Raw genomic sequence first — 22357 nt, forward strand, 5'->3', positions numbered from 1 at the left:
TTAATTCTGGTTCCTGGCTCCTGGATTCTGACTCCTGCGCTACTTACTTCGCAGGCTGTTCATCACTTTGTTTGCAAACACAAAATCATCAAGCTCCTTCACACCCGAGTGCGTGATGTCTTTGTTGGTGCCCTCCCACAACTTATGGCCTTTGTAGAGAAACATGATCTTCTCGCCAATACCCATCACTGAGTTCATGTCGTGCGTCACCACGATGGTGGTGATGTCAAGGTCCTCCGACAGGTCCTGGATAAGTTCGTCGATAAGAATAGAAGTTTGCGGGTCGAGACCGGAGTTGGGTTCGTCACAAAACAGGTAGTTAGGGGTGTTCACAATAGCGCGGGCAATGCCGACACGTTTTTTCATCCCGCCGCTGATTTCGGAAGGCATTTTGGTGTTCACGTTTTCGAGGCCTACGCGCTGGAGGCAAAAGTTCACGCGGTCCAGCTTTTCGTTCAGGGGCATCTTGGTGAGTACGTCCAGGGGAAACATCACGTTTTGCTCGACATTCTTGGAATCGAACAGGGCGCCACCCTGAAAGAGCATGCCCATCTCGCGACGGATCTCCACTCTTTCTTCCGAGTCGCTGCCATAGAAATCGCGGCCGTCATAGAACACCTGGCCATAGTCGGGGCGGGCCAATCCCACGATGCATTTGAGCAACACGCTTTTGCCCGTGCCGCTGGCGCCAATGATGAGGTTGGGCTTCCCTTTTTCAAAGCTGCCGCTGATCTCGTTGAGGATCACCCGTTCGCCAAACGACTTGGTTATGCTTTGGATCTTTATCATTTTGCGAGGAGGAGTTGGGCCAATAAATAATCTGCGATGAGCACGGCGATCACACTGCTGGTCACGGCCTGGGTACTGGAAACACCAACCTCCAGGGCACCGCCTTGTGTGTTGTATCCTTTGTAGCTGGAGATAGACGCCACCAGGAAGGCGAACACCACCGACTTAATGAGTGCGAACACGACGGTGAATTCGTTGTAGCTGGAACGCAAGCCATACACAAAATCATTCGGCGAGATGATGCCCGTGAGAGTGCCCACCAGGTAGCCGCCAAAAAGGGCGCATACACCTGCCGTGATCACTAACAAGGGATACATTAGGATGGACGCTATGATCTTGGGCAACACCAGGTAGGAGATGGAATTTATGCCCATCACTTCCAGGGCATCGACCTGTTCGGTGATGCGCATGGTGCCCAGACCGCTGGCGATGCTGGAGCCGACCTTGCCGGCATAGATCACGGCCATAATGGTGGGGGCCAGTTCCAGGATGACCATTTCGCGCACGACCTGCGAAATAACGTAGTCGGGAATGAAGCTGCTCACCATGTTGTAGGCCGTTTGCACCGTGGTCACCGCACCGATGAAGGTGGACACCAAGGCTACCAGGAAGACGGTGCCAATGCCCATGTTCATGCACTCTTCCAGCACGAGCTTGTAATACGTTTTGAATGATTCACGGTTAACAAACAAGTTGCCGAGAAACATGAAATACTTTCCAATCTCTTTGATCATAGATGCAATAAACGAAGGCAATCACTACCTTGCGAAAGATACCCAAAAATCTAACATTTAACATTCATGAACAAACTCATCGTAGTGACCGGTGGCACGCGGGGTATCGGACGGGCGGTGATCGAAAAGTTTGCCGGCCAGGGTTTTGATGTCGCCACCTGTGCCCGCCAGAAGCCTGCCCTGGGTCAATTGCAGGACGAAGTAGAAAAGAAATTCGGCGTGAAGGTCTACACGCAGGTTGCCGACCTCTCGGTCAAAGCCCAGGTGAAGGCCTTCTGTGTGTGGGTGACCACCCTGCAACGTCCCGTCGACGTGCTGGTCAATAACGCCGGGTTCTTCATCCCAGGCCAGCTGCTCTCCGAGGCCGACGACACGCTGGAGCAAATGATCAACGCCAATCTCTACAGTGCCTATCACGCCACCCGCGGCCTTGTGCCGCTCATCCCGCGCCACGCGGCAGCCCATATTTTCAACCTGTGTTCGATCGCCAGTTTTATGGCCTATCCCAACGGCGGCTCCTATGCCATCTCCAAGTTTGCGTTGCTGGGATTTTCAAAATGCCTGCGCGAAGAGTTAAAGACGGAAGGCATCCGCGTCACCGCCGTCATGCCCGGCGCCACGCGCACCGAAAGCTGGGACGGCACCGCGCTCCCCGACGAACGCTTCATGCCTGTCGAAGACGTTGCCGATGCGATCTATGGAGCCTATGCACTCTCGGGAAGAAGCGTGGTGGAGGAAATCATCATGCGTCCGCAGTTGGGCGATCTTTGACCGCCCTTGTTGGTGTTCTTCACCAACCGTCGCCCTTGTTGGTGTTCTTCACCAACAAGATCAGCTTCCACTGCCCTTCTCGAAACCAGCATCTTTCTCACTCCACACAAAAAACATCCCCTGTAATAAGTATCTGTCTCATGCGATCTATTTCCACACCGATCGCATCTTCCAAAGCCTGACGTCCACCGCGGCATCACCCCCTTCACTCCAGGTTTTCAAAACATAGTCACCCGTAGGAAAGATCTGGTCGGTAATGACCTGCTCACCGTCGTTGACATACACTTCGACGATGGAATGGTCGACATAAATCTGAAGTTTCAGCTTGCCATCTTGGAGTGATACAGGAGCACGCTCGATGCTGGGGAAACCGGCATCGAAAACGGGACCGGAGTGGGCGCGGTCCACGAAGACCTCGCCTTTGGTTTTATCATAGCCGATGCGGGTCTCTTCGTTAGGTCCCGTGTGAAGCGTCAACCCAAAACCGGTAGCGGAGCCGCCGTTGAACGCGTAGTCGATCACGCTGGCTTTGTCGAGCGTGGTCTCTCCCGCGGAATCAAACGCAATGCTGTCGCCCCGAAGGTTCGCTAATTCGCGCACGGGCCGTTGAAGAATACGATATCCTTTTGGCGTGTTGGCCACGTACAGTTCGCGGGGCAACGTCATGGCACTGCGCCAGGGCGACGTGGGAATGTGGTTGCCATAGGCCCAGTTGTTGGCCCAGCCCAGGAGGATCGTGCGGCCGTCCGCAGCGGGAAGGTTGCTGAAGGTTACCGCGGCATAAAAATCTTTTCCATACTCCAGGTACAGTGGGTACTGCGAAGGATGATCGGGCGTAAATTTTTTACCATCAAAGTTGCCTACGAAATATTGCATGCCCACATATTTCGGACCCTGCGGATGCGAATTGGAGATGAGCAACACCCATTTCTTTTTGGATGGATCGGCAACATCGGGCACTTGCACCAGGTCGGGGCATTCCCAGATCTTGGCCGTGTCGCCCAGGGGGCCGAAGGTGCTGAGCAAGGTCCAGTCTCTTAAATTCTTGGACGTATAAAACTGCGCTTTGAATTGGTCAGGGATCACGACGGTCATCACCCATTTTTTTTCCGGGGCATACCACATCACTTTTGGGTCGCGGAAGTCCTTCAAACCAATATCCAATACGGGATTGTGTTCATAACGTGTGAAGGTCCGGCCAAGGTCGCTGCTGTAGGCCACGCTCTGGTGTTGCCGCAGTTGCTGGCCCCTGCTGTGAACATGCGACGTGTAAATGGAGACGATCCCGCCGGAATCTTTCGGAAAGAATCCACTGGTGTTTTGATCGTCGGCTACCGCACTCCCGGAAAAGATCATGGTGGAGTCCGCGCCACCTGCGTTCGCATATTCGTCGATGGCCACGGGCACGTGTTGCCAATGCAACAGGTCTTTGCTCACCGCATGTCCCCAACTCATGTGGCCCCAGGTATTGCCATAAGGATTGTATTGATAGAAGAGGTGATACTCACCTTTATAAAAAATCAAACCATTCGGGTCGTTGGTCCAGTTGTGATCCGGCGAGAAGTGATATTGCGGACGATATTTTTCTTCATAGGGGACAGGTGCTGTTTCCTTTGCCGTTGTTTCCGGCGAGGGCTTTTGTTTACAGGAAAATAAAAGTGCGAGCGGAAGGAGGAGGTACAGGGTCTTTGTCATGGTCGTGCGTTTGAAAGGAAAGATACAAAAGCCGGGTGAGTTTTTAGGGATGGGCGTGCCCCACCGGAAAAGGTCCATCCTAATCGATGAGGATGGGATGAAAGGCGTCGATGAAGGTCGCGTCAGAATAACGCGCATTTTTTTGTTTCATGCTGCGGAGGCATGCTTTGTACAATCCATTCTCCAGCAAGTCACTGATCTTCTCCAGCATGTCAGCTTCCGTGTCGTCTTCCGATCCCCGGCGACCCCAGCCGTGATAGACCGCCCGGGTGCTGTTTCCGCGGGGGTCGAAGTCGTCGTGCACGGGATAGAGCAGGAGGGGGACCTCCGCTTCGATCGATTCCACCACGGAATTGAATCCACCATGACTGACAAACAAGTCGGCGTGCTGCAACAAGGCCAACTGGGGTACGAAGTCAAAGACATGGACATTCTGGGGAATTGCCGGAAGATCGTTCTTTAATTTCGTGGAAACGACCAGGATGTGGGAGGTGTGTTTTAGGGCAGCCAAAAGCGTACGCAAAATGCGCATCACCCGCGCTTTGGTGTCGGCTTCCAGCGTGCCGAAAGCGCAGTAGATCAGTTTCGCTTTTTGAGTGTCTTTTTGTTTCAGGATGGCGGCCATCCGGTCGGTGTACTCCTGCGAAACATTGACCATCCTAGTCCAGCGGTTGAACCCGACGTAGTGATGCGTGGGCGGCGGTTCAAAACCCGGGAAATCGAATTCGGGTGGCGTGCAAATGAATTGGGGGATTTGATCGACAGAAAAATTCATCAGGTTGGGGAGCGTGGAGATATATTTCGCGGGGATGCCATTCTTGCGCAACTGCCGTGCGATGAGGTGACGGTCGTCAAATCCGAAATATTTCAGTTTTTGATGTTTCACTTTATCCCATTGTGTCCGCTCCAGGTTTTCCATCGCCTCCTCAACGCCTTCTTCGTCTGCGGGAAATACATCGCTGTTCACCGGCGGCCGGCCGGGGAGGATATAGGAGGGGAATATGGCGTGAAACATCGCAATGCGTACGCCACGCGATTTTAAGTGGCGATACAAAATGATGAAGTCCGTAGCGAGGGCGCAATCCAATACGACGGCGTCGGGCCGGAACGTGTCCAGCACCTGAAGGAGCTCCTTCTCCCGGTCGGCGTACAGGCGGTCCGTTACCCGGGCATACAACGAAGACCAATAGGGAAATCTTTTCTTTTGGACCTCGCTAACCCAATACTCAAAGCCCATCCCAAACGGTACGGATTTCAGCGGATGATAAGAAAATCCCAACGTCTTGACATAGCCCTGAAAAAATGCTGCGCCGGCCACCAAAATTTCATCGCCGCGGTTTCTCAGCGGAGTGGCCAGCCCCAGGGCGGGATGCATATGCCCGTAGCCATGATATGGAAAAAAAGCAACGCGCATAGGCGGCGGTTTATCGCACGGTCACGTTCCGGATGATCTTTGAAAACAGCGGCGGGAAGAATCGTTTGATGTATACGAGCAGCACTTCTTTACCGCCAAAATACACCTCTTCCTTTTTCCCTTCGATGGCCCCCACGATCTTGCTTGCAACCCAGTCGACGGGTTTTCCCTTGGCTTGTGCGGTGTCCATTTTGTTCAGCGGCGTACCGTCGCCGGTCAGCGCCGACATGGAGATGGGCGTGCGGATCACACCGGGACAAATCATCGTAACGGCGATATTGTCTTTGAAATTTTCTGCGCGCAAGGCATCAAAAAAACCGTGGAGGGCGTGTTTAGACGCCGCATAGCCCGACCGGTAGGGTGTTCCGAATTTTCCGGCGACGCTGCTCAGCGTGACAAAGTGCCCTTGCTTGCGTTCGGTAAAATGGGGCAGCAAATATTTTGTGAGCGTGATGGCGCCAAAATAATTCACCTCCATCAAACGGCGGTATACGTCCATATCGGTGTCGCTGACAAAACTTCGCTGGCTGATGCCCCCGTTGTTGATGAGCACGTCCACCTGTCCGAAAAGTTGAATGGCGGCTTCCGTGGAGAGCTTCAGCGTGGCCGGTTGCGAAAGGTCCAGCGGCAGGGTGCGGATGTTCGGTTGAGCCGACGCTTCGCAGTTGCCCTTCACACGCTCCAACTCCTCTTTTCGCCGGGCGGAAAGAATAAGCTTCGCGCCTTTTTTTGCCAGCGCATAGGCAAGGGCTTCACCGATCCCGGACGATGCCCCGGTTAGCCAAATGACTTTGTTCTTCAGGTTCGACATGTTGCAACTGTGCGGTTCGTTAACGTTTCAGAATTTTAAGCCCGTATGCGGTCATAGACGACAAAATCAAAAGCATACGGGTGCCGGTTGTCGGCGGGATGCGGCTTTCGCGATACTTCCTTCCAGGCTTTTGGATCGACGTCAGGGAAGAACGTGTCCCCGTGCACGGTGGCGTGGATCTCGGTGAGATAAAGCCGGTCTGCAACGCCCATGCTCGCGGCATAGATCTCGGCGCCACCGATCACAAAGGCCTCGCGCTCACCGTTGCTCTCGGCGATGTTCAGGGCTTTGTCGAGCGTGTGCACCACCAGGCATCCCGGTGCCTTAAAGCCCAGCTGGCGTGTCACCACGATGTTGGTGCGATTGGGCAGGGGCCGGTATCGGTCGGGAATAGAATCGTAGTTCTTGCGACCCATAATGGTGTGATGACCCTTGGTGGTGTCCATGAAATATTTCATGTCGTCGGGTAAGTGCCAGGGCAGGTCGTTGTTCTTGCCAATGGCCCGGTTTTGCGACAAGGCCGCAATGAGCGAGATGATCATGTGCTGTTCGGTTTTCTACAGGCTCGATACGGCCCGGCGCCAACGCCATCCCAGTTCAAGCATGAAGGGTTATTTTTATGAATTACTGATTACACTTTATTTCCCCGGAAAAAATCCTGGACCGACATTCTTTTCTTGCCTTCCGGCTGAAGCTCGTCGATGGAAATCCAACCGTCGGATGCTTTAATGTAAAGATAATTTTTGTTGTCGGTGTCAAGGGTGCCGGGAGAATTTTGTCCGGCGGGTTTGCTGGCCAGTGAAACGGCAAAGATCTTATAGTTCTTGTCTGCCAGCGTGCACCAGGCCGCAGGGTAGGGACTTAATCCCCGCACAAAGTTTCTCACTACGCCCGCGGGCTGATCCCAACGGATCTCGCAGGTCTCTTTAAAGATCTTGGGTGCATGCTTCACGACGGCGTTCGGAGGCTGCGGCGTAGAAGGATAATTCCCGGTTCCGATCGCCTTCACCGTTTTCAAGACCAAGCCTGAGCCAAGTTTCATGAGCCGTTCATAGAGCGTGCCCACCGTGTCGTTGTCATGGACGGGTTCTTTCTCCTGGAAGATGATGCTGCCGGTATCGATCTCCTGTTTCAGAAAAAACGTAGTGACCCCCGTCTCTTTTTCGCCGTTGATGATGGCCCAGTTGATGGGTGCCGCCCCGCGATAATCAGGCAACAGCGAGGCGTGGAGATTAAAAGTGCCTATCGCGGGCATGGCCCACACTACTTCCGGCAACATGCGAAACGCTACCACGATCTGCAGGTTGGCGTTATAGCTTTTTAGTTCTTCTATGAATTCGGGAGCCTTCAGATTGGTGGGCTGCAAAACGGGGAGATGGTGTTTCAGCGCACACTCCTTCACGGGCGAGTAAACGATTTTCTGTCCGCGTCCCTGCGGTTTGTCGGGGGCCGTCACCACAGCCACCACGTTGATGTGATGTTCAACCAGGATCTCCAGGCTGGGCACGGCAAATTCCGGGGTGCCCATAAAGACTATGCGAAGTTCGTTCATTCGGCTTCAACGTTTCAGAAAGCAAACATACCATGCAGACGGATCAATCCCGTTTATTCAACGCGAACATTTCGAAAAGTTCTTTCTCTCCCGCCAAGGTTTGCGCTACCCACTCGCCCAGCGCCGGCCCATGCTTGAACCCATGGCCCGAACCACCGCCCAGCAAAAAGAGATTTTGTGTCTCCGGGTGAAGATCGAAAATGAAATTGCCATCGGTGCTGTTTTCATAGGGACAAACACGGCTTTCGCCGAGGGGCGCATCCTTGAGCAGCGGGAAACGATGGGCCAGGAATTGACGCGCGCGTTGCAGCGCCACCGGGGTCAGCGTGTGATCGCCGTTCGTGGGGTCGAAGATCTCGCCGCGAATGTCGACACCGATCTTAAAACCGCGGTGGGCGTTGCCGGGTATGCCATAGTAAAAATCTTTTCCATCCACATCCACCCAAACCGGCAGCCGCTCGAAGGCCGCGGCATGTTGTGGGGGCGGGCCGAAATAATAGACCTCTTGCTTGGTGCAGTTCACTTGTTCGCGAAGCAATTGAGGGAACAGGTCACCCAGCCAGGATCCGCAAGCAAAAATAAAAGCGTCGGCATGGAGCGTTTCTCCATTGGAAAGTGACAAGCTGTTAACGTCGCCGTGGACGTCGGCGAGGGGAGCCACGTGTGCTTGAATAAATTCGCCGCCTTCTTCCACAAATGCCGTCTGCACAGCTTGTACGGCTTCGCGGGCTTTCAGATAGCCACCATAGGGATCGAGATAGCCGTGGTGGAGATCCTGTGTGTTGATCTCCGGGTAGCGGCGGTTCAGTTCTTCGGTCGATAAATATTCATAGTCCATCCGGTGCTGTTGGGCGAAGGCGATGGAATCATCCACCAGGGGTGTCTCAGGGGTGTAGCACATCCAGAGCACGCCCGTGTTGAAGAACAATTTCTTATCAAAGCGTGCCTGGTTTTCCTTCCAGAGTTCCAGCGCCCGCACATTGAGGTTGAAGTAGGTTTCGTTCGCGCCATAGGTGGAGCGGATCACACGGGTCTCGTCGCCGGAGCTGGACCGCACGTTGCCGGCACCCCAGGCATCGACCAGCGTCACCCGGAAGCCCTTGCGCAACAGGTAGAGCGCCGACCATCCGCCAAACGCTCCGGCGCCCACGACCACAACAGATGACCCTGGCGGGAGCGAGGGATTTCGCTTCTGTGCCCTGGTTTCGGTGCGGGTCCGGGGAGCAAACGTGTTCAGGTTAGGGGGTGTCATGGGGGGTGATTATTTCTTCCAGCCGGCGGGATCGACGCGCCAGGCTTTTAGGGAGGTCACCTGGTCTTCGGTGATGTATTTTTCTTCCTGGGCATATTTCAGCAGGTGGCCGTAGTCGCTCAGGGTGATGAGGGAGGTGTTGGCTTCATAGAAGTTGCGCGTGGCAATGTCGAAACCATAGTTGAAAATGGAGACCATGCCCAACACTTCGAAGCCGGCCTCACGCAGGGCTTGTGCCGCCTTGAGCGAGCTGCCCCCGGTAGAGACCAGGTCTTCCACCACCACCACCTTCTGGCCTTTCACCACCCGGCCTTCGATCAGGTTTTCCATGCCATGATCCTTCGGTTTTGGTCGGACATACAGAAAGGGGAGGTTCAATGCCTCGGCGACGAGGGCGCCCTGTGCGATCCCCGCCGTGGCCACACCGGCAACGGCCTCCAGGGTAAAGAAATTTTCGCGAATGGCCTGCACCAGTGCATGCTTAATGGCGGTCCGGATCTCAGGATAAGAAAGGGAAAGCCTGTTATCGCAATAAATAGGCGATTTCCAGCCTGAACTCCACGTAAACGGTTTCTCCGTGTTCAATTTGATGGCCTGGATTTGCAGCAACATGGCCGCGACCTTGGCGGCGGTTTCTTCTTGGACTTTGATGATCGGCATAATGCCGAAAGGTAGAATTAAAAATCATTCCGGTAAATGCCCTGGGCAACCCCGAACGGCCGGCAGAAAAAAAACTTATTTGCCGGCGGTAAAAAATCCCGAATCCACTTGCCACCTTGAGAATTATTCGCTCTTTTGCGAACATGGTGAAGTTGTAAACTCATCGCCCCATGATCATTTTTATCAACGACATTCCCGTCCGAATCCTCAAGGCAGATGAACAACCCGGCGAAGGCCGTGTAAACCACATCATTGACGCAGCCCAGGAACCTGTCACCCAGGCAAAACTCATCTATCACGTCTGGATCCAAAACGTGGGGGAGCAGGAATTGAACACGCTGCTCAATTTTCTGGATGCCAAGGTGCCTACCAGTGTGCTGTCCATAAGCGTTTCCGTGAAGGACTACGATATCACCAAACAATATCTCCGCAGCAAATTCAAGGTGGTGAAAGCCGCCGGAGGCCTCGTGCGCAAAAAGGATAAATTCCTCATGATCTACCGTCTCAAAAAATGGGACCTGCCAAAAGGCAAACGCGAAAAGGACGAAACCAGCAAACAAGCCGCCGTGCGGGAAGTGGAGGAGGAGTGCAACGTGACTGTGAAACTAGGCCAAAAGATCTGTACCACCTGGCACACCTACACCATGAACAAGCGTGCCATGATCAAGAAAACACGCTGGTATGTGATGGACGTCGTCGACGACACACGCATGAGACCCCAACCCACCGAAGATATCGAGGAAACCCGTTGGATGAACCGCAAGGAAGTGTATCACGCCCTGGAACATTCGTACAAATCGATCAACTATGTGTTCGAGCAGTACTATGAGGTGATGGAGATCAATCCGGCGAAATAGTTTTGTGGAGGAGGGGGAAGTTAGCAGCCAGAATTCAGTAGTCAGTAGCCAGTAGTTTTTATCCACTTGTCGCCGTTGTTGGAGTTCTTCTCCAACAACACCTTACCTGTCATTTTAAGGAGTAGGGAATAAATTCCGATACATCACCGCCATACTTATGCACTTCGCGGATAATGGACGAACTGATCCAGGCCAGTTGTGGCGTGGTGATCAGGAATACCGACTCCATTTCCTCATAGAGTTTCCGGTTCACCTGTGAAATGCTGTTTTCGTATTCGAAGTCGGTCGTGTTGCGCAGGCCTCTTAACAGGAAACGTGCGCCGTTCTTTCGGGCAAATCCCGCCGTCAGCTCGGAGAACTTCACCACTCTGATGTTGGGGTATTTTTGAAACGCCGTCTGGATCCGCTCCAGCATGAAGTCGATCTCGAAATAGCGTGTGCTCTTTTGGCTGTTGTAGCCGATGGCGATGATGATCTCGTCAAAAAGCTGGAGTCCGCGAAGCACGATGTCTTCGTGTCCTTTGGTGAAGGGATCGAACGATCCGGGAAAAAGGGCAATGCGTTTGGCCATGGGGTGGAAGCGTTAAGGTCGGGATAGCGCGTATTTTTTATTTGCCCCCGTGTGGCATGGGCAAATCAATGGATCAGGTGGATGCTGTAGAGATCAAAGTAATGGTGCTCGGGCACTTCATCGAAGGCGTAGCTGAAGTTGAGGTCGTCCGGTTCGCCGCCGAAAGTGACGTTGCTGATGTATTTGTAGAATTCGTGGTAGTGAGGCGAATTCTTGCCGATATAGCCCCACAAAATGACCTGGCTGGTTTGCTGATCCATGTTCAGCGACTTCATCACCAGCATGATGTATTTGATATAATCCGAAAATTGCTTGATCGCAAACTGGTTGTAGTACAACAACTTTTTGTCGCGGCACGCCAAAATGTGGAGCTTGAAGCGATCCACGTAGATGTACAACGGGTTGTCTTTGCGCTTTTCAGCAAACTGCATGGTGCCTTCAATGAGGGCGGCCGACTGGTGCGTGTAGACCGGCGGGTTGTTGGGATACACGCTGTTGAGCCACGCCCGCAGGCTGCTGCTCATGGCAAACACGGTCACGGCCTGTGAACGTTCATTGAACGACGCCAGCACATCTTCCTTCGTGGGGTCGATGTGGGCATTGAATTTCAGATAGTCGGCGATCGACGCTTCGGCAAACAACGCCTGCGGCACCTGCACGAACTTGGGGTTCTTTATCGAAACTTTTATCTTTTTCCAGAAATTCGCTTTCAGCAACGCGTGCGAATCGAACAATTGGTCGAGAATGTGGATGAGTTCTTCGTTGGAGGTAAGGTTGGGGAGGACAAAGTCTTCCAGGAGCAATACCTTTTCGTCTTCGGTGCGGATGACGGAGAGCTGGAAATCGCGCGCACCGATATTGATCAGCAGGTGATATTGATGAAGAAACTCTTCATCAAAAAGATCATCCTTGATTTTACGGATCAATTTGTAGGTAAGCGTCGTAGTCTCCAAAGTTAGTGCCGGGTTATCATGGTTTGCCGCATGAGCCGACGCAAACGCTTGAGCAGAGAAAGATGGTCGAAACCGTCCGGTATCCAGTCAGGGTTCACGTTGTGCAATAATAATTATTTTAAAGGGGAAATCACAAAGCGGAATTTGCGGAACGTCAATTAAATACGATAAAATCCGGATAGTCGTCGCAGGTCATCGGCCGTGCGGGCAAGACGGAAGATGCCGTGGAGTGCCCCGGCGGGTAGCCGTTGGATTTCGCCTGGGGTCATGAACTTCGCGTCGGCGATCAACTGGAGCTCCGGATCGTGCCCCGCCTTCAATTCACCGCCGGTTTGTGTCACTTCGAAGAACAGTTCGATCGCGTGCAATGGAGGTTGGATGAACTCGCAGCCAAAGCGAAACCGGGGAGCGTCGACAAACAAGCCTGTTTCCTCGCGATATTCGCGCTTTAGGGCCTCTTCCAGCGACTCACCCAGCTCTACGCCACCGCCTGGGGGCGCCCAGAAGTCGCCCTGTCGTAGCATTTTGTGGTTCACCAGCAGCAGCCGGTCGCCCTGCCAGCAAAGACCACAGGCGCGTACCCGCACTTTGTGACCATAGGTTTCGCTGATTTTTGCATCCATTCGGTTACCGGTAAGGCAAAAATGATATTGACCGTAAATTCGATGATTCCGGCGTAGAAATTTTCATATTCTGGCAGAATTGTTGAATGAAGGTTTTAAATTTGAAAAAAAGTAAAGGTTATGAAGAAGAATTTGTTCCTGATGATTTTCCTGGCCGTAGCAGCACAAGGTCTTGTACTGCAAGCCAGCGCACAAACCGCCGCCGCGAACGGTCCTGTGATCACATTCGAAAAGAAGTCGCATGACTTCGGTGACATGGTGCAAGGCGACAAGGTTCAACATGTATGGAAATTTACCAATACCGGAAACGAACCCTTGATCATCACCAACGTTGCGGTGACCTGTGGTTGCACCACGCCGGAAGGCTGGCCGCGCGATCCGATCGCTCCCGGTGGCAAAGGTGAAATTCCCATCGCATTCAACAGCGCCGGTAAAATGGGCAAACAAAATAAAGTGGTGACGATCGTCTCCAACGCCGTAAACGCGGAGGGTGCACAGATCTCTTTCACGGCCAACGTGATCGAAAAGAAAGCGAATCCCCAATAGTTTTGTTTTTCTAAAGAGATATAAAAAGCCATTCGCATGAATGGCTTTTTTATTTGTCTTTGGTCGGACCGGCAAGTCCGCGTTGCCCATTATTTTTTGTAAACGCCAAGAAAAAGGAACACCCATCCGAGGATGAACAACACGCCTCCCAAGGGCGTCACCGCCCCCAGCACGCCCAGGCCGGTGAAACAAAGCGCGAACAAGCTGCCGCTGAAAAGGAAGATGCCGAGAAGGAAAAAGAAGCCGGCATAATATAATTTCTTTGAGGAAAATTGGCCCATCAGCACCCCCACGGCCAGCATAGCCAAAGCGTGGTAAAACTGGTAGCGCACGGCCAGCTCGTAAGTGTCTAGCCGCCCCGTGGCAGTCAGGGTGGGTTTGAGCGCATGGGCGCCAAAAGCTCCCACAATGACGGCGAGGCATCCCATCACGGCTGCGCTCAGAAGTGTGTTTCGTTGATTCATTTTTGATTTTCGTAATGACGTTCTCCAAAGATAGCCGATCCCACCCGCACCAACGTGCTGCCTTCTTCGGCTGCAATTTTATAATCGCTGCTCATGCCCATCGACAATTCTTTCATCATCGCATGCGACGGCAACGCGGAAGATTTTAATTTTTCAAAAAAGGTCTTCAGTCCGTGAAATTCTTTGCGGATCTGCCCTTCATCTTCCGTGAGCGTGGCCATACCCATGAGACCCTGCACCTGGATGTGCTTCAGACCGGCAAAAGCGGTGGATTGAAAAAGTTGCAACACCTCGTCTTCGGAGAATCCGAACTTGGTGTCTTCTTCCGCGATGTGAAGCTGGAGCAAACAGGGGATGATGCGGTTGGCCTTGGCTGCTTGCTTGTCGATCTCCTCCAGCAGGCGGGCGCTGTCCACGGAATGGATGAGGGTAACGAAGGGCGCGATATATTTTACCTTGTTGGACTGCAAGTGGCCGATCATATGCCAGGCAATATCTTTGGGCAGGGCCTCGTGTTTGGGCACCATTTCCTGTACCTTGTTCTCGCCAAAAACGCGCTGCCCTGCGGCATATGCCTCAGCGATTTGCTCCACGGGCTTGGTCTTGCTCACGGCCACCAGGGCGCAACCCGCGGGTAAGTTTTGGAGAAGATTGTTGATGTTATTCTTAATATTCATGCCTATTTTTAGCCCCTAAACCACCAAAGCTACGCAAATATGGCACTCCTTGGAACATTGCTGAAAAAAGGGATCCGGCTCCGTGAGATGATGGAGCAGGAGTATACCTCTCCCTTCGATCTGCAAAAGAAAGAGCTAAAGGAGCTGCTGATGACCGCCAGCCAGACCGAATTTGGGAAGCACTATAACTTTGGCCACGTGTTGCAGGGCTTCCGCAAAGGCGACAAGGAATTTTATAAACGCTTTAGCAAATCGATCCCCCTGCATACGTATAACAAAATCTACGCCGACTGGTGGAAGCTGGCTTTGCAGGGCGCCCGCAATGTCTGCTGGCCGGGTCGCATAAAATATTTCGCCTTGAGCTCGGGCACCTCCGAGGCATCGTCCAAGTACATTCCCGTGACAAAGGACATGACCAAGGCGATCCAGAAAACAAGTGTCCGCCAGATCCTGTCGCTTTCCAAGTATGACCTGGAGCCTGAAATTTTTCAGTCCGGCATTCTCATGCTGGGGGGCAGCACCCACCTGAACAAGCGGGGCAGCTACTTTGAAGGTGACCTCAGCGGTATCCAGGCGGCCCGTTTGCCATTCTGGTTCCAGCACTTTTATAAACCCGGCAAGAAGATCGCCAAGAACCGCGACTGGGATACCAAACTGGACGAGATCGCACGCAAGGCCGGCGACTGGGACATCGGCATCGTGGTGGGCGTGCCGGCGTGGATCCAGATCCTCATGGAGAAGATCATCAAGTTCCACCGCATCAAGAACATTCACGAAATATGGCCCAACCTCGAAGTGTATGTGCACGGGGGCGTGTCGTTTGATCCCTATCGCAAAGGATTTGAGAAGTTATTAGGCCGGCCCATCAGTTACATCGAGACCTACCTGGCATCGGAAGGCTTCATTGCTTTTCAGGCCTACCCAAATCGCCGCACCATGCGACTGGTGTTGAACAACGGCATCTTCTATGAATTTGTGCCCTTCGATGAAAAGAACTTCGACGCCGCCGGTGAAATAAAACCCGACGCCGAAACGCTCATGATCGATGAAGTGGAGGAGGGAAAAGACTATGCCATCCTGCTGTCGTCGTGCGCGGGCGCGTGGCGTTACATCATTGGCGATGTGATCAAATTCACCTCGCTGGAAGAAGCGGAGATCGTGATCACGGGACGCACCAAACATTTTTTGAGCCTTTGCGGCGAACACCTTTCGGTGGACAACATGAACAAGGCCATCGAACTGGTGTCAAACGATTTTAATATCAACATCCCCGAGTTTGCCGTGGCCGGGATCCCGTATCAATCCTTGTTTGCCCACCACTGGTTTGTGGGCACCGACGACAAGGTGGACAAGAAACTGCTGAAAGAGAAAATAGACGAGCACCTCAAAGTGCTGAACGACGACTACGCCGTAGAGCGCAGCGCCGCCCTGCGCGAGATCTTTGTGGATGTGCTGCCGGTGAAAACGTTTTATGATTGGATGGAGTCGAAGGGGAAAGTTGGCGGTCAGAATAAATTTCCAAGGGTAATGAAAAACGCCCAGTTGGACGATTGGAAAAATTTCCTTCAAACCCATTCGAATGGCAATCGTTCGTGACGGTGTTCTCTACGGGATCGTGCTGGCCTTTCTCATCGGGCCGGTGTTTTTCGCATTGCTGCAAACCAGTATCGAGCGTGGCTTCTGGAGCGGCTTCTGGGTAGCGGTCGGCATTTCGTGTAGCGATGCCCTCTACATCCTGGTGTCGTATTTGGGGTTGATCCAGTTCATGCAAGCCGAACGTTTCCGGCATTACCTGGCCTACGGCGGTGGACTGGTGTTGTTAGGTTTTGGGGTCTACTATCTCGCCGTCAAGAGCAGGAAACTCGTCGTTTTCGATCCGAAGAACATCGCTGAGAGAAGTTGGATCAGGCTGGCGCTGAAAGGATTTATCATCAACGGCCTCAGCCCCATGGTGCTTTTCTTTTGGATCGCCACAGTTGGTGTGGCCACCACGCGCTTAGGCTACACGTTGCCCAACGAGGCATTTATATTTTTTGGGTCTATCGTCGGCACTGTATTCTCCACCGACCTGATCAAGGCAAAACTTGCCGACAAACTTCGCACGATCATCACGCCCCGGTCTATCCGGATCATGAACATCATATTGGGTATTGTGCTGATTGTTTTTGCGGGTAAGCTCATCTTTTTCCCCAACACCATTCCGCATTAATCCTGCAGCACGTTGCTCAGGAAAGTCGACTTCATCGCCAGCCACAGGAGGAAGCAGAGGACGGCCCATTGCAGGTACACGAAGTAATAATCGTATGTATCCTTGAACCGCGTCTCTTTGATCTCGGCTTTTTCAAATTGGTCGATCCGCGTAAATACCTGGCTCAGGGCCTTGTTGTCGGTGGCCCGGAAAAATTCGCCACCGCCGATCTTGGCGATCTTGCGCATCGTGGTTTCGTCCACCGTGTTGTCCATCATGATAGGACGGCCAAAGAAATCTTTTCCGGCAGGCACTTGTCCCTCCTTGCCCACAACGATCGTGTATATTTTGATGCCATAGGCTGCCGCGAGTTCTGCCGCCGTGATGGGGTCGATGTTGCCGCCGTTGTTGTCACCGTCGCTCAACAGGATACACACTTTTGATTTGGCCTCCGATTCACTCATCCGGTTGGTCACCACGCCCAGGGCGCTGCCAATGGCCGTGCCGCGGGTCTCGATCATTTCGAAGTTGATCTCGTTGAGATACGATTTGAGCAGGTCATAGTCGGTGGTGAGCGGTGCCAGGGAAAAAGCATCTCCCGAGAAAACAACAATACCGATACGATCTTGTAGGCGGCCGCTGATAAAGTTGCGCGCCACATCTTTTGCCGCTTCAAGCCGGTTCGGCACGAGGTCCGAAATCTCCATCGACTGCGAAATGTCCAACCCGATCATGATGTCGATCCCTTCCGTCCATTGCTCCACCTTTTCATTGGTCCTTTGAGGGCGGGCCAACGCCACGCAGATAAAGACCATCGCAAACATGAGTAAAAATTCAGGCAGCAGCCGGAAGAGGGTGAGCGGCGACACGTGCAGATCTTTCTGCGTCATGGCCACGGGCAATTTCTGATTGAACCGATAGCGCCACAGCCAGCGGAACAAGAACAGCAACGGCACAGCGCCGATGCCCCAGAGAAAAGCGGGATTCTCCCAGGTAAACGCCTTCCACGAAGAAGGCATGAACCATTCCAGCGAGAGCCAGGCGGTGAGATCGGTTGGATTATCCATGTTTCACCTCCTCCAGTTTTTTTGAAAAGCGTTGGCCGGCAATCGTCTTCAAGGTCTCCAGCGAATCGACCACGGCTGTGTCGTGGCCGTAGATGGCGCCATCTACGGCGTGCAAAGTTTTGCCGAGGGCCTCGTTGTTTTCCAAGCGCGCAATTTCGCGCGAGGTGAGTTTGGTAAACGGCCGTGCTTCCAGTTGTTCCATGTATTTTTTCCACTGCGAAAGCGCACGTTCCGTGGTGGGCGCCGAAAAGGTCGCCCGCAAGGCGTCGACCTGCGGCGTGTAGGCCTCCAGGAATTTTTGATGTGCCTGCTGCAGGCGTTTCAGGCGATAGTGTTTGAGAATGCGCTTGCCAAAGACAAACCACCCGATAATGGACAACACCAGCAGCACGCCGAGCACGATCAGTAACACGACGTAATTGAACGCCTTGGGGACATCCTGGTGTGCAATGGAGACTTTGAGCGGTAGGTTTTGGATGGAAAGTGTGTCGGGCAGATCCGGTACCAGCGATGTGAACAGGATGGTGTCGCTCGCGGAGGTGTAGGTCACGCAATCGCGCGGGTTCAATTGGAACACGGGCAGGCTCAGCGTTTGAATGCGGTCGATCTCGAACGTCGATAAATAATATACCACGCTGTCGTAGCTCTTGCCATCTTTGGTTTCGGTGGGGAAGTATTTTTTATGGTCGTATTCGAATGGCGCAAAATTGAAAGCGGAGTCCGGGAAAAGGATGTTGAGCTTGCTGGGATAGCGGGCTGTGAGATAGTAGCCGGTTTCGTCGCCCACGCGCACGCTGTCCTTGAAGAAACCACTGCGCACGGCCACGTCCTGCGCGCGGAGGTGGCCTGCGCTACAGAGAAGAAGAAATAAAGCTATGCACCAGGGCTTATACTTCAGGTTCATCCGGTCACGAAGTTTTTAGCGATTTGTTTCTTACTTTAAATAATCGCAGCAGCTTGGGCACATAATCTTCGTCGGTATCGAGCGAAATAAAATTGATCTCATGCTTACGGCTGAATTGCTCCAGTTCCGCTTTGCGCGACGCGTGCCGCTTGCTGATCTTCTCGCGGAAGTCGCCAAACGACGTGTTGATCCACAACGTCTTTTGCGTCTCCTTGTCGATCACCGGGATGATGCCCAGTTTAGGCAGCCGCGTCTCGCGCTTGTCGCTGATGTGAATGACCACCAGGTCGTGGCGACGGGCCAGGGCCTTGAGATTTTTCTGATATCCCTCATCGATAAAATCCGAAATAAGAATGACCACGCTACGACGCCGGATGGCGTTCAGGGAAAAAGCGATGGCCTTGTTCAAATCCGTTTTCAGCGACTGGGGTCGCAGCTTGACCAGCGTGCTGATGATCTCATAAGCCTGCGAGTGACCCTTGCTGGGTTTGATATATTTTTCCTTTACATCCGAAAAACAAATGAGTCCGACGTGTGCCGATTCTTTGGAGGCCGAAAGGGCCAGCACCCCACAGATCTCCTTGCCGATGTCGGCCTTGGTGTTGCCGGGGCTGCCAATGTCTTCGGAAGCGCTCACGTCGAGGATGAAGAATACCGTTTGTTCTTTTTCCTCGCGGAAGGTTTTAACGAACGTGCCGTGCCCCTTGGCCGAAACGTTCCAATCGATGATGCGCACGTCGTCGCCGTACTGGTACGGGCGGACGTCGTCAAACTCCAGGCCCGATCCTTTGAACACAGAGTGGAAGTCACCCTGCATCTGGCTGTTGATGGCCTTGCGGATCTGGATCTCGTAGCGACGTAGTTTTTTTAAAAGCGCTTTCACCGGATTGGTACTGAATTTGATTAAAACCCCGCAGGAAGAAACAAGTTTCCGCCCACCAAGGCCCTTCCATAATAGGGAATTGGCCAAAAATAGAACAATTATGAGTATTTTGCCGATCCAAAATTGAATATAGGTTGAGAAAATCTGCGAAAGGCCTGCTGCATCTGCCCATCACACCCTGGTGTTTTGCCCTGGTGGTGGCCGTGCTGTTTTCGTGCGGAAAAGGGGGAGGCGTCTCGCAGGGGGTACTCCCCGAGGAGAAAATGCTCGAACTGCTGTCGGATATTTATGTGGTGGAACAAAAAGTGAACAGCCTGGGGCTGAAACGCGATACGGCCGACCTGATCTTTGAAAAACTGAAAGACAAGGTCTTCGAAAAGGCCGGCACCACCGACTCCATTTTTCGCCTGTCAATGGATTATTATATCGATCGCCCAAAGATCATGGAGGGCATCTATTCCCAACTGGTTGACTCCATGAACCTCCGGGAGCAACGCATTCTTTCAGGCCAGCCCAAATGATCTATCCCGAGTCGTTCGAAGAAAAACTGGGGTTCAACCAGATCCGCGCAAAGCTGAAGAGCTATTGCCATTCACCCGCCGGCGAAGAGTGGGTGGACCGGATGCGCTTTAGCTCCGAGCCCGAATTTATACGCGTGCTGCTAAAACAGAACCTGGAATTTCGCCAGATCCTCGAAAAAGCAGAGGCCTTCCCCACACAATATTTCCTCGATGCCACCGAATGGATCCAGAAGATCAGCGTGGAAGGCAACTGGCTCGATGCCGACGAATTCCTGCGCATGGCCTATTCGCTGGAGACCATCATGGCCTGCAAGAACTTCCTGACCAAGGCCGCCGAAATCTACCCCGAACTGTTTCGCATGACCGAGCCCGTCAGGGTAACGGGAGCGCTGGTGCAATCTATTTTTTCAACCGTCGACGACAAAGCACAGGTGCGCGACTCGGCCAGCGCCGAGTTGGGTCGCATCCGGAAGAAACTTCGCGATGAACAAGGTCGCCTGCGAAAGTTGGCCGACCAGATTTTCCGCACCGCCGTGAGCGAAAACTGGGTGCCCGAAGGCGCCCTGCCCACCATCCGCGATGGCCGGGTGGTCATCCCCATCCAGGCCGAACACAAACGCCGCATGAAGGGCTTCATTCTCGACGAGTCGGCCACCGGCCAAACCGTATTCATGGAACCCGCCGAAATGCTGGATGCCAACAACGAGATCCGCGACCTCGAACACGCCGAGAAACGCGAAGTGATCCGCATCCTGAAAGCCCTCACCGACGACTTCCGTGAACAACTGCCCGTACTGAAAAGCGCCTACCGCTTCCTGTCGCAACTGGACTTCATCCGCGCCAAGGCCAGATTCTCGGTCGAGATCAACGCCGACCTGCCCATCCTGGAAACAAAACCCGAGATGGTGTGGTACGTTGCCCGGCATCCCTTGCTCTACCTCAGTCTGAAAGGCAAACGCGATGTGGTGCCACTCACCATCGAGCTCAATGCGCAACAGCGGATGCTCCTGGTGTCTGGTCCCAATGCCGGAGGGAAGTCCGTGTGTTTGAAAACCGTCGGACTGTTGCAATACATGCTGCAATGCGGCATGCTCATACCGGTGTCGGACCGCTCGCGGGCGGGAATTTTTCAAGACATCTTCCTGGATATTGGCGATCAGCAATCCATCGAAAACGACCTGAGCACCTATAGCAGTCACCTGCGAAACATGAACGTGTTCATTCAGTCGGCCGCCGATAAGTCGCTCGTGTTGCTGGACGAAATGGGCTCTGGCACCGACCCCGATTTTGGTGGTGCCATCGCGCAGGCCATCCTGGACGCCTTGCTCCAGAAACGCGTGTGGGGTGTGGCGACCACCCACTACTATAACCTGAAATTATTTGCCGGCCAGCAACCCGGCATTCGCAATGCTGCGATGCGCTTTGATGATCAGCACCTGGAGCCCCTCTACATTCTCGACATCGGCAAGCCTGGAAGCTCGTTCGCCCTGGAGATCGCCCGCAAAACCGGCCTTCCACAACAGACGCTGCTAGAGGCCGAAAAGCTCGTGGGCAAGGACCTGGCCGGATTCGAGACCATGGTGCGCTCGCTGGAAAAAGAACGCCATGAGCTGAGCGAAAAAATAAAACGCATGGAGCGCCAGGAAACCGAATTGAAACAATCGCTGGCCAAATATCAAACGCTGTCCACCGACCTGGAAACACGCAAGAAGGAGATCATCAACCGCGCCAAAGAAGACGCGGCCCAATTGCTGAAGAACACCAACCGCGAGATCGAGAAGACCATCCGTCACATCAAGGAGAACAAAGCGGAAAAGAAGGAGACAATCAAGGTGCGAAAGAACCTCGAGACCCTCACGCAACAAGTAGGCGAGGCTCCTAAAAAAGAAAAGAAGCCGGAGGTAGAACTGAAAGAAGGCGACCGGGTGCGAATCACAGGCCAGGAGGGCAGTGGCGTGATCCTCAACATCCAGGGAAAAAACGCGACCGTGCAATTCGGTTTGCTAAAGTCCATCACCAAACTCGACAAACTCGAAAAGATCACGGCCACGGTGGAAAAAGAAATCGCCGCCAAGCTCCGGTCGGCCGGTATCAACGTCCACGAAAAGCGCACACAATTCAACAGCACCCTCGACATCCGTGGGAAGCGCGTCGATGAGGTCATTGGCATACTCGACCAATTCATGGACACGGCCATCTTGCTGGCCCAGGGCGAACTTCGCATCCTGCACGGTAAGGGTGAGGGTGTTTTAAGAAAAGTGGTGCGCGATCACCTGAAAACCTACAAACAAGTGGCCAGCATCAAAGACGAACACATCGAAAGAGGGGGGGATGGTATTACCGTGGTAGTGTTGAAATGAGCCCGCATTTATGGCCACCGTCAAGTAACACCTCCCGTAAAAATTATTTCCATCGATGCGTCGCG

Annotated in this window: 24 protein-coding genes; 7 read left to right on the top strand and 17 right to left on the bottom strand. The window is 53.3% G+C overall.

The annotated features are described in order from the left end of the window. Positions 1 to 39: 39 nt before the first annotated feature. Together BUB30_RS22445 and BUB30_RS22450 are read right to left on the bottom strand one after the other, a co-directional pair. The gene (locus tag BUB30_RS22445; RefSeq protein ID WP_073138397.1) at positions 40 to 789 is read right to left on the bottom strand and encodes an ABC transporter ATP-binding protein; all 750 of its coding nucleotides are present in this window, start codon (positions 787 to 789) and stop codon (positions 40 to 42) included. After that, positions 786 to 1520 (bottom strand): MlaE family ABC transporter permease, encoded by a 735-nt coding sequence (locus BUB30_RS22450; RefSeq protein ID WP_143165071.1) that lies wholly within the window; start codon positions 1518 to 1520, stop codon positions 786 to 788. The genes BUB30_RS22445 and BUB30_RS22450 overlap by 4 nt, the downstream gene beginning before the upstream one ends. Before the next feature lie 69 nt (positions 1521 to 1589). On the opposite strand from BUB30_RS22450, the gene BUB30_RS22455 reads away from it, so the two are divergent. Then, positions 1590 to 2294 carry an SDR family NAD(P)-dependent oxidoreductase gene (locus tag BUB30_RS22455; RefSeq protein ID WP_073138401.1) on the top strand — a complete coding sequence of 235 codons (705 nt, stop codon included), beginning with the start codon at positions 1590 to 1592 and terminating at the stop codon, positions 2292 to 2294. 147 nt (positions 2295 to 2441) lie between these two features. On the opposite strand, the gene BUB30_RS22460 is transcribed toward BUB30_RS22455, so the two are convergent. The 7 genes from BUB30_RS22460 to pyrE all read right to left on the bottom strand — a co-directional run bounded on the left by BUB30_RS22460 (position 2442) and on the right by pyrE (position 9678). Beyond that, on the bottom strand, positions 2442 to 3989 hold the full coding sequence (locus BUB30_RS22460; RefSeq protein ID WP_073139638.1) for a glycoside hydrolase family 32 protein: 1548 nt from the start codon (positions 3987 to 3989) through the stop codon (positions 2442 to 2444). A 79-nt stretch (positions 3990 to 4068) separates the two neighbouring features. Continuing rightward, the gene (locus BUB30_RS22465; protein ID WP_084138314.1) at positions 4069 to 5403 is read right to left on the bottom strand and encodes a glycosyltransferase; all 1335 of its coding nucleotides are present in this window, start codon (positions 5401 to 5403) and stop codon (positions 4069 to 4071) included. A 10-nt stretch (positions 5404 to 5413) separates the two neighbouring features. Next, complete coding sequence (locus tag BUB30_RS22470; RefSeq protein WP_073138405.1) at positions 5414 to 6214, bottom strand: SDR family oxidoreductase; 801 nt, start codon at positions 6212 to 6214, stop codon at positions 5414 to 5416. Positions 6215 to 6249: 35 nt separating this feature from the next. Continuing rightward, entirely contained in the window at positions 6250 to 6756 is a 507-nt protein-coding gene (locus BUB30_RS22475) for a dihydrofolate reductase (protein WP_073138407.1), read from the bottom strand. A gap of 89 nt (positions 6757 to 6845) precedes the next feature. Next, entirely contained in the window at positions 6846 to 7766 is a 921-nt protein-coding gene (gene fmt / locus BUB30_RS22480; protein ID WP_073138408.1) for a methionyl-tRNA formyltransferase, read from the bottom strand. 43 nt (positions 7767 to 7809) lie between these two features. Beyond that, positions 7810 to 9018 carry an NAD(P)/FAD-dependent oxidoreductase gene (locus tag BUB30_RS22485; RefSeq protein ID WP_084138315.1) on the bottom strand — a complete coding sequence of 403 codons (1209 nt, stop codon included), beginning with the start codon at positions 9016 to 9018 and terminating at the stop codon, positions 7810 to 7812. 9 nt (positions 9019 to 9027) lie between these two features. Next, on the bottom strand, positions 9028 to 9678 hold the full coding sequence (pyrE, locus tag BUB30_RS22490) for an orotate phosphoribosyltransferase (RefSeq protein WP_073138411.1): 651 nt from the start codon (positions 9676 to 9678) through the stop codon (positions 9028 to 9030). Between the two features lie 170 nt (positions 9679 to 9848). Here pyrE and BUB30_RS22495 point away from each other — a divergent pair, with 170 nt between their 5' ends. Then, the gene (locus tag BUB30_RS22495; RefSeq protein WP_073138413.1) at positions 9849 to 10535 is read left to right on the top strand and encodes an NUDIX hydrolase; all 687 of its coding nucleotides are present in this window, start codon (positions 9849 to 9851) and stop codon (positions 10533 to 10535) included. A 109-nt stretch (positions 10536 to 10644) separates the two neighbouring features. On the opposite strand, the gene coaD is transcribed toward BUB30_RS22495, so the two are convergent. The 3 genes from coaD to BUB30_RS22510 all read right to left on the bottom strand — a co-directional run bounded on the left by coaD (position 10645) and on the right by BUB30_RS22510 (position 12682). Then, entirely contained in the window at positions 10645 to 11106 is a 462-nt protein-coding gene (coaD, locus tag BUB30_RS22500) for a pantetheine-phosphate adenylyltransferase (protein WP_073138415.1), read from the bottom strand. A 65-nt stretch (positions 11107 to 11171) separates the two neighbouring features. Further along, positions 11172 to 12059, bottom strand: coding sequence for a DUF3822 family protein (locus BUB30_RS22505; protein WP_178377172.1), 888 nt, complete (start codon positions 12057 to 12059; stop codon positions 11172 to 11174). 158 nt (positions 12060 to 12217) lie between these two features. Further along, complete coding sequence (locus BUB30_RS22510; protein WP_073138419.1) at positions 12218 to 12682, bottom strand: NUDIX domain-containing protein; 465 nt, start codon at positions 12680 to 12682, stop codon at positions 12218 to 12220. 120 nt (positions 12683 to 12802) lie between these two features. Between BUB30_RS22510 and BUB30_RS22515 the strand changes: the two genes are divergently transcribed. Then, the gene (locus tag BUB30_RS22515) at positions 12803 to 13228 is read left to right on the top strand and encodes a DUF1573 domain-containing protein (protein WP_073138421.1); all 426 of its coding nucleotides are present in this window, start codon (positions 12803 to 12805) and stop codon (positions 13226 to 13228) included. A gap of 89 nt (positions 13229 to 13317) precedes the next feature. Here the strand turns inward: BUB30_RS22515 and BUB30_RS22520 are convergent, their stop codons facing one another. Together BUB30_RS22520 and BUB30_RS22525 are read right to left on the bottom strand one after the other, a co-directional pair. Next, positions 13318 to 13692 carry a DUF423 domain-containing protein gene (locus BUB30_RS22520; protein ID WP_073138423.1) on the bottom strand — a complete coding sequence of 125 codons (375 nt, stop codon included), beginning with the start codon at positions 13690 to 13692 and terminating at the stop codon, positions 13318 to 13320. After that, positions 13689 to 14369: a YggS family pyridoxal phosphate-dependent enzyme gene (locus BUB30_RS22525; protein ID WP_073138425.1), complete on the bottom strand. Its 681-nt coding sequence runs from the start codon at positions 14367 to 14369 to the stop codon at positions 13689 to 13691. Before BUB30_RS22525 ends, BUB30_RS22520 begins: the two co-directional genes overlap by 4 nt. Positions 14370 to 14408: 39 nt before the next feature. Between BUB30_RS22525 and BUB30_RS22530 the strand changes: the two genes are divergently transcribed. Together BUB30_RS22530 and BUB30_RS22535 are read left to right on the top strand one after the other, a co-directional pair. Next, entirely contained in the window at positions 14409 to 15965 is a 1557-nt protein-coding gene (locus tag BUB30_RS22530) for a GH3 family acyl-acid amido synthetase (protein WP_073138427.1), read from the top strand. After that, on the top strand, positions 15949 to 16578 hold the full coding sequence (locus BUB30_RS22535) for a LysE family translocator (protein WP_073138429.1): 630 nt from the start codon (positions 15949 to 15951) through the stop codon (positions 16576 to 16578). The genes BUB30_RS22530 and BUB30_RS22535 overlap by 17 nt, the downstream gene beginning before the upstream one ends. Here BUB30_RS22535 and BUB30_RS22540 read toward each other — a convergent pair. The 3 genes from BUB30_RS22540 to BUB30_RS22550 are packed head-to-tail and all read right to left on the bottom strand — an operon-like array spanning position 16575 to position 19411. Continuing rightward, on the bottom strand, positions 16575 to 17624 hold the full coding sequence (locus tag BUB30_RS22540) for a vWA domain-containing protein (protein ID WP_073138431.1): 1050 nt from the start codon (positions 17622 to 17624) through the stop codon (positions 16575 to 16577). The genes BUB30_RS22535 and BUB30_RS22540 overlap by 4 nt on opposite strands. Continuing rightward, complete coding sequence (locus BUB30_RS22545) at positions 17617 to 18528, bottom strand: hypothetical protein (RefSeq protein ID WP_073138433.1); 912 nt, start codon at positions 18526 to 18528, stop codon at positions 17617 to 17619. The genes BUB30_RS22540 and BUB30_RS22545 overlap by 8 nt, the downstream gene beginning before the upstream one ends. 4 nt (positions 18529 to 18532) lie before the next feature. Then, positions 18533 to 19411, bottom strand: coding sequence for a DUF58 domain-containing protein (locus BUB30_RS22550; RefSeq protein WP_073139641.1), 879 nt, complete (start codon positions 19409 to 19411; stop codon positions 18533 to 18535). 134 nt (positions 19412 to 19545) lie between these two features. On the opposite strand from BUB30_RS22550, the gene BUB30_RS22555 reads away from it, so the two are divergent. Both BUB30_RS22555 and BUB30_RS22560 read left to right on the top strand, forming a co-directional pair. Then, positions 19546 to 19932, top strand: a complete 387-nt coding sequence (locus tag BUB30_RS22555; protein ID WP_073138435.1) for a DUF4296 domain-containing protein — start codon at positions 19546 to 19548, stop codon at positions 19930 to 19932. Then, positions 19929 to 22292 (top strand): endonuclease MutS2, encoded by a 2364-nt coding sequence (locus BUB30_RS22560; protein WP_073138437.1) that lies wholly within the window; start codon positions 19929 to 19931, stop codon positions 22290 to 22292. Before BUB30_RS22555 ends, BUB30_RS22560 begins: the two co-directional genes overlap by 4 nt. Positions 22293 to 22357 lie beyond the last annotated feature (65 nt).

It is taken from the genome of Chryseolinea serpens (genome assembly GCF_900129725.1).
Taxonomy (GTDB): Bacteria; Bacteroidota; Bacteroidia; order Cytophagales; family Cyclobacteriaceae; genus Chryseolinea; species Chryseolinea serpens.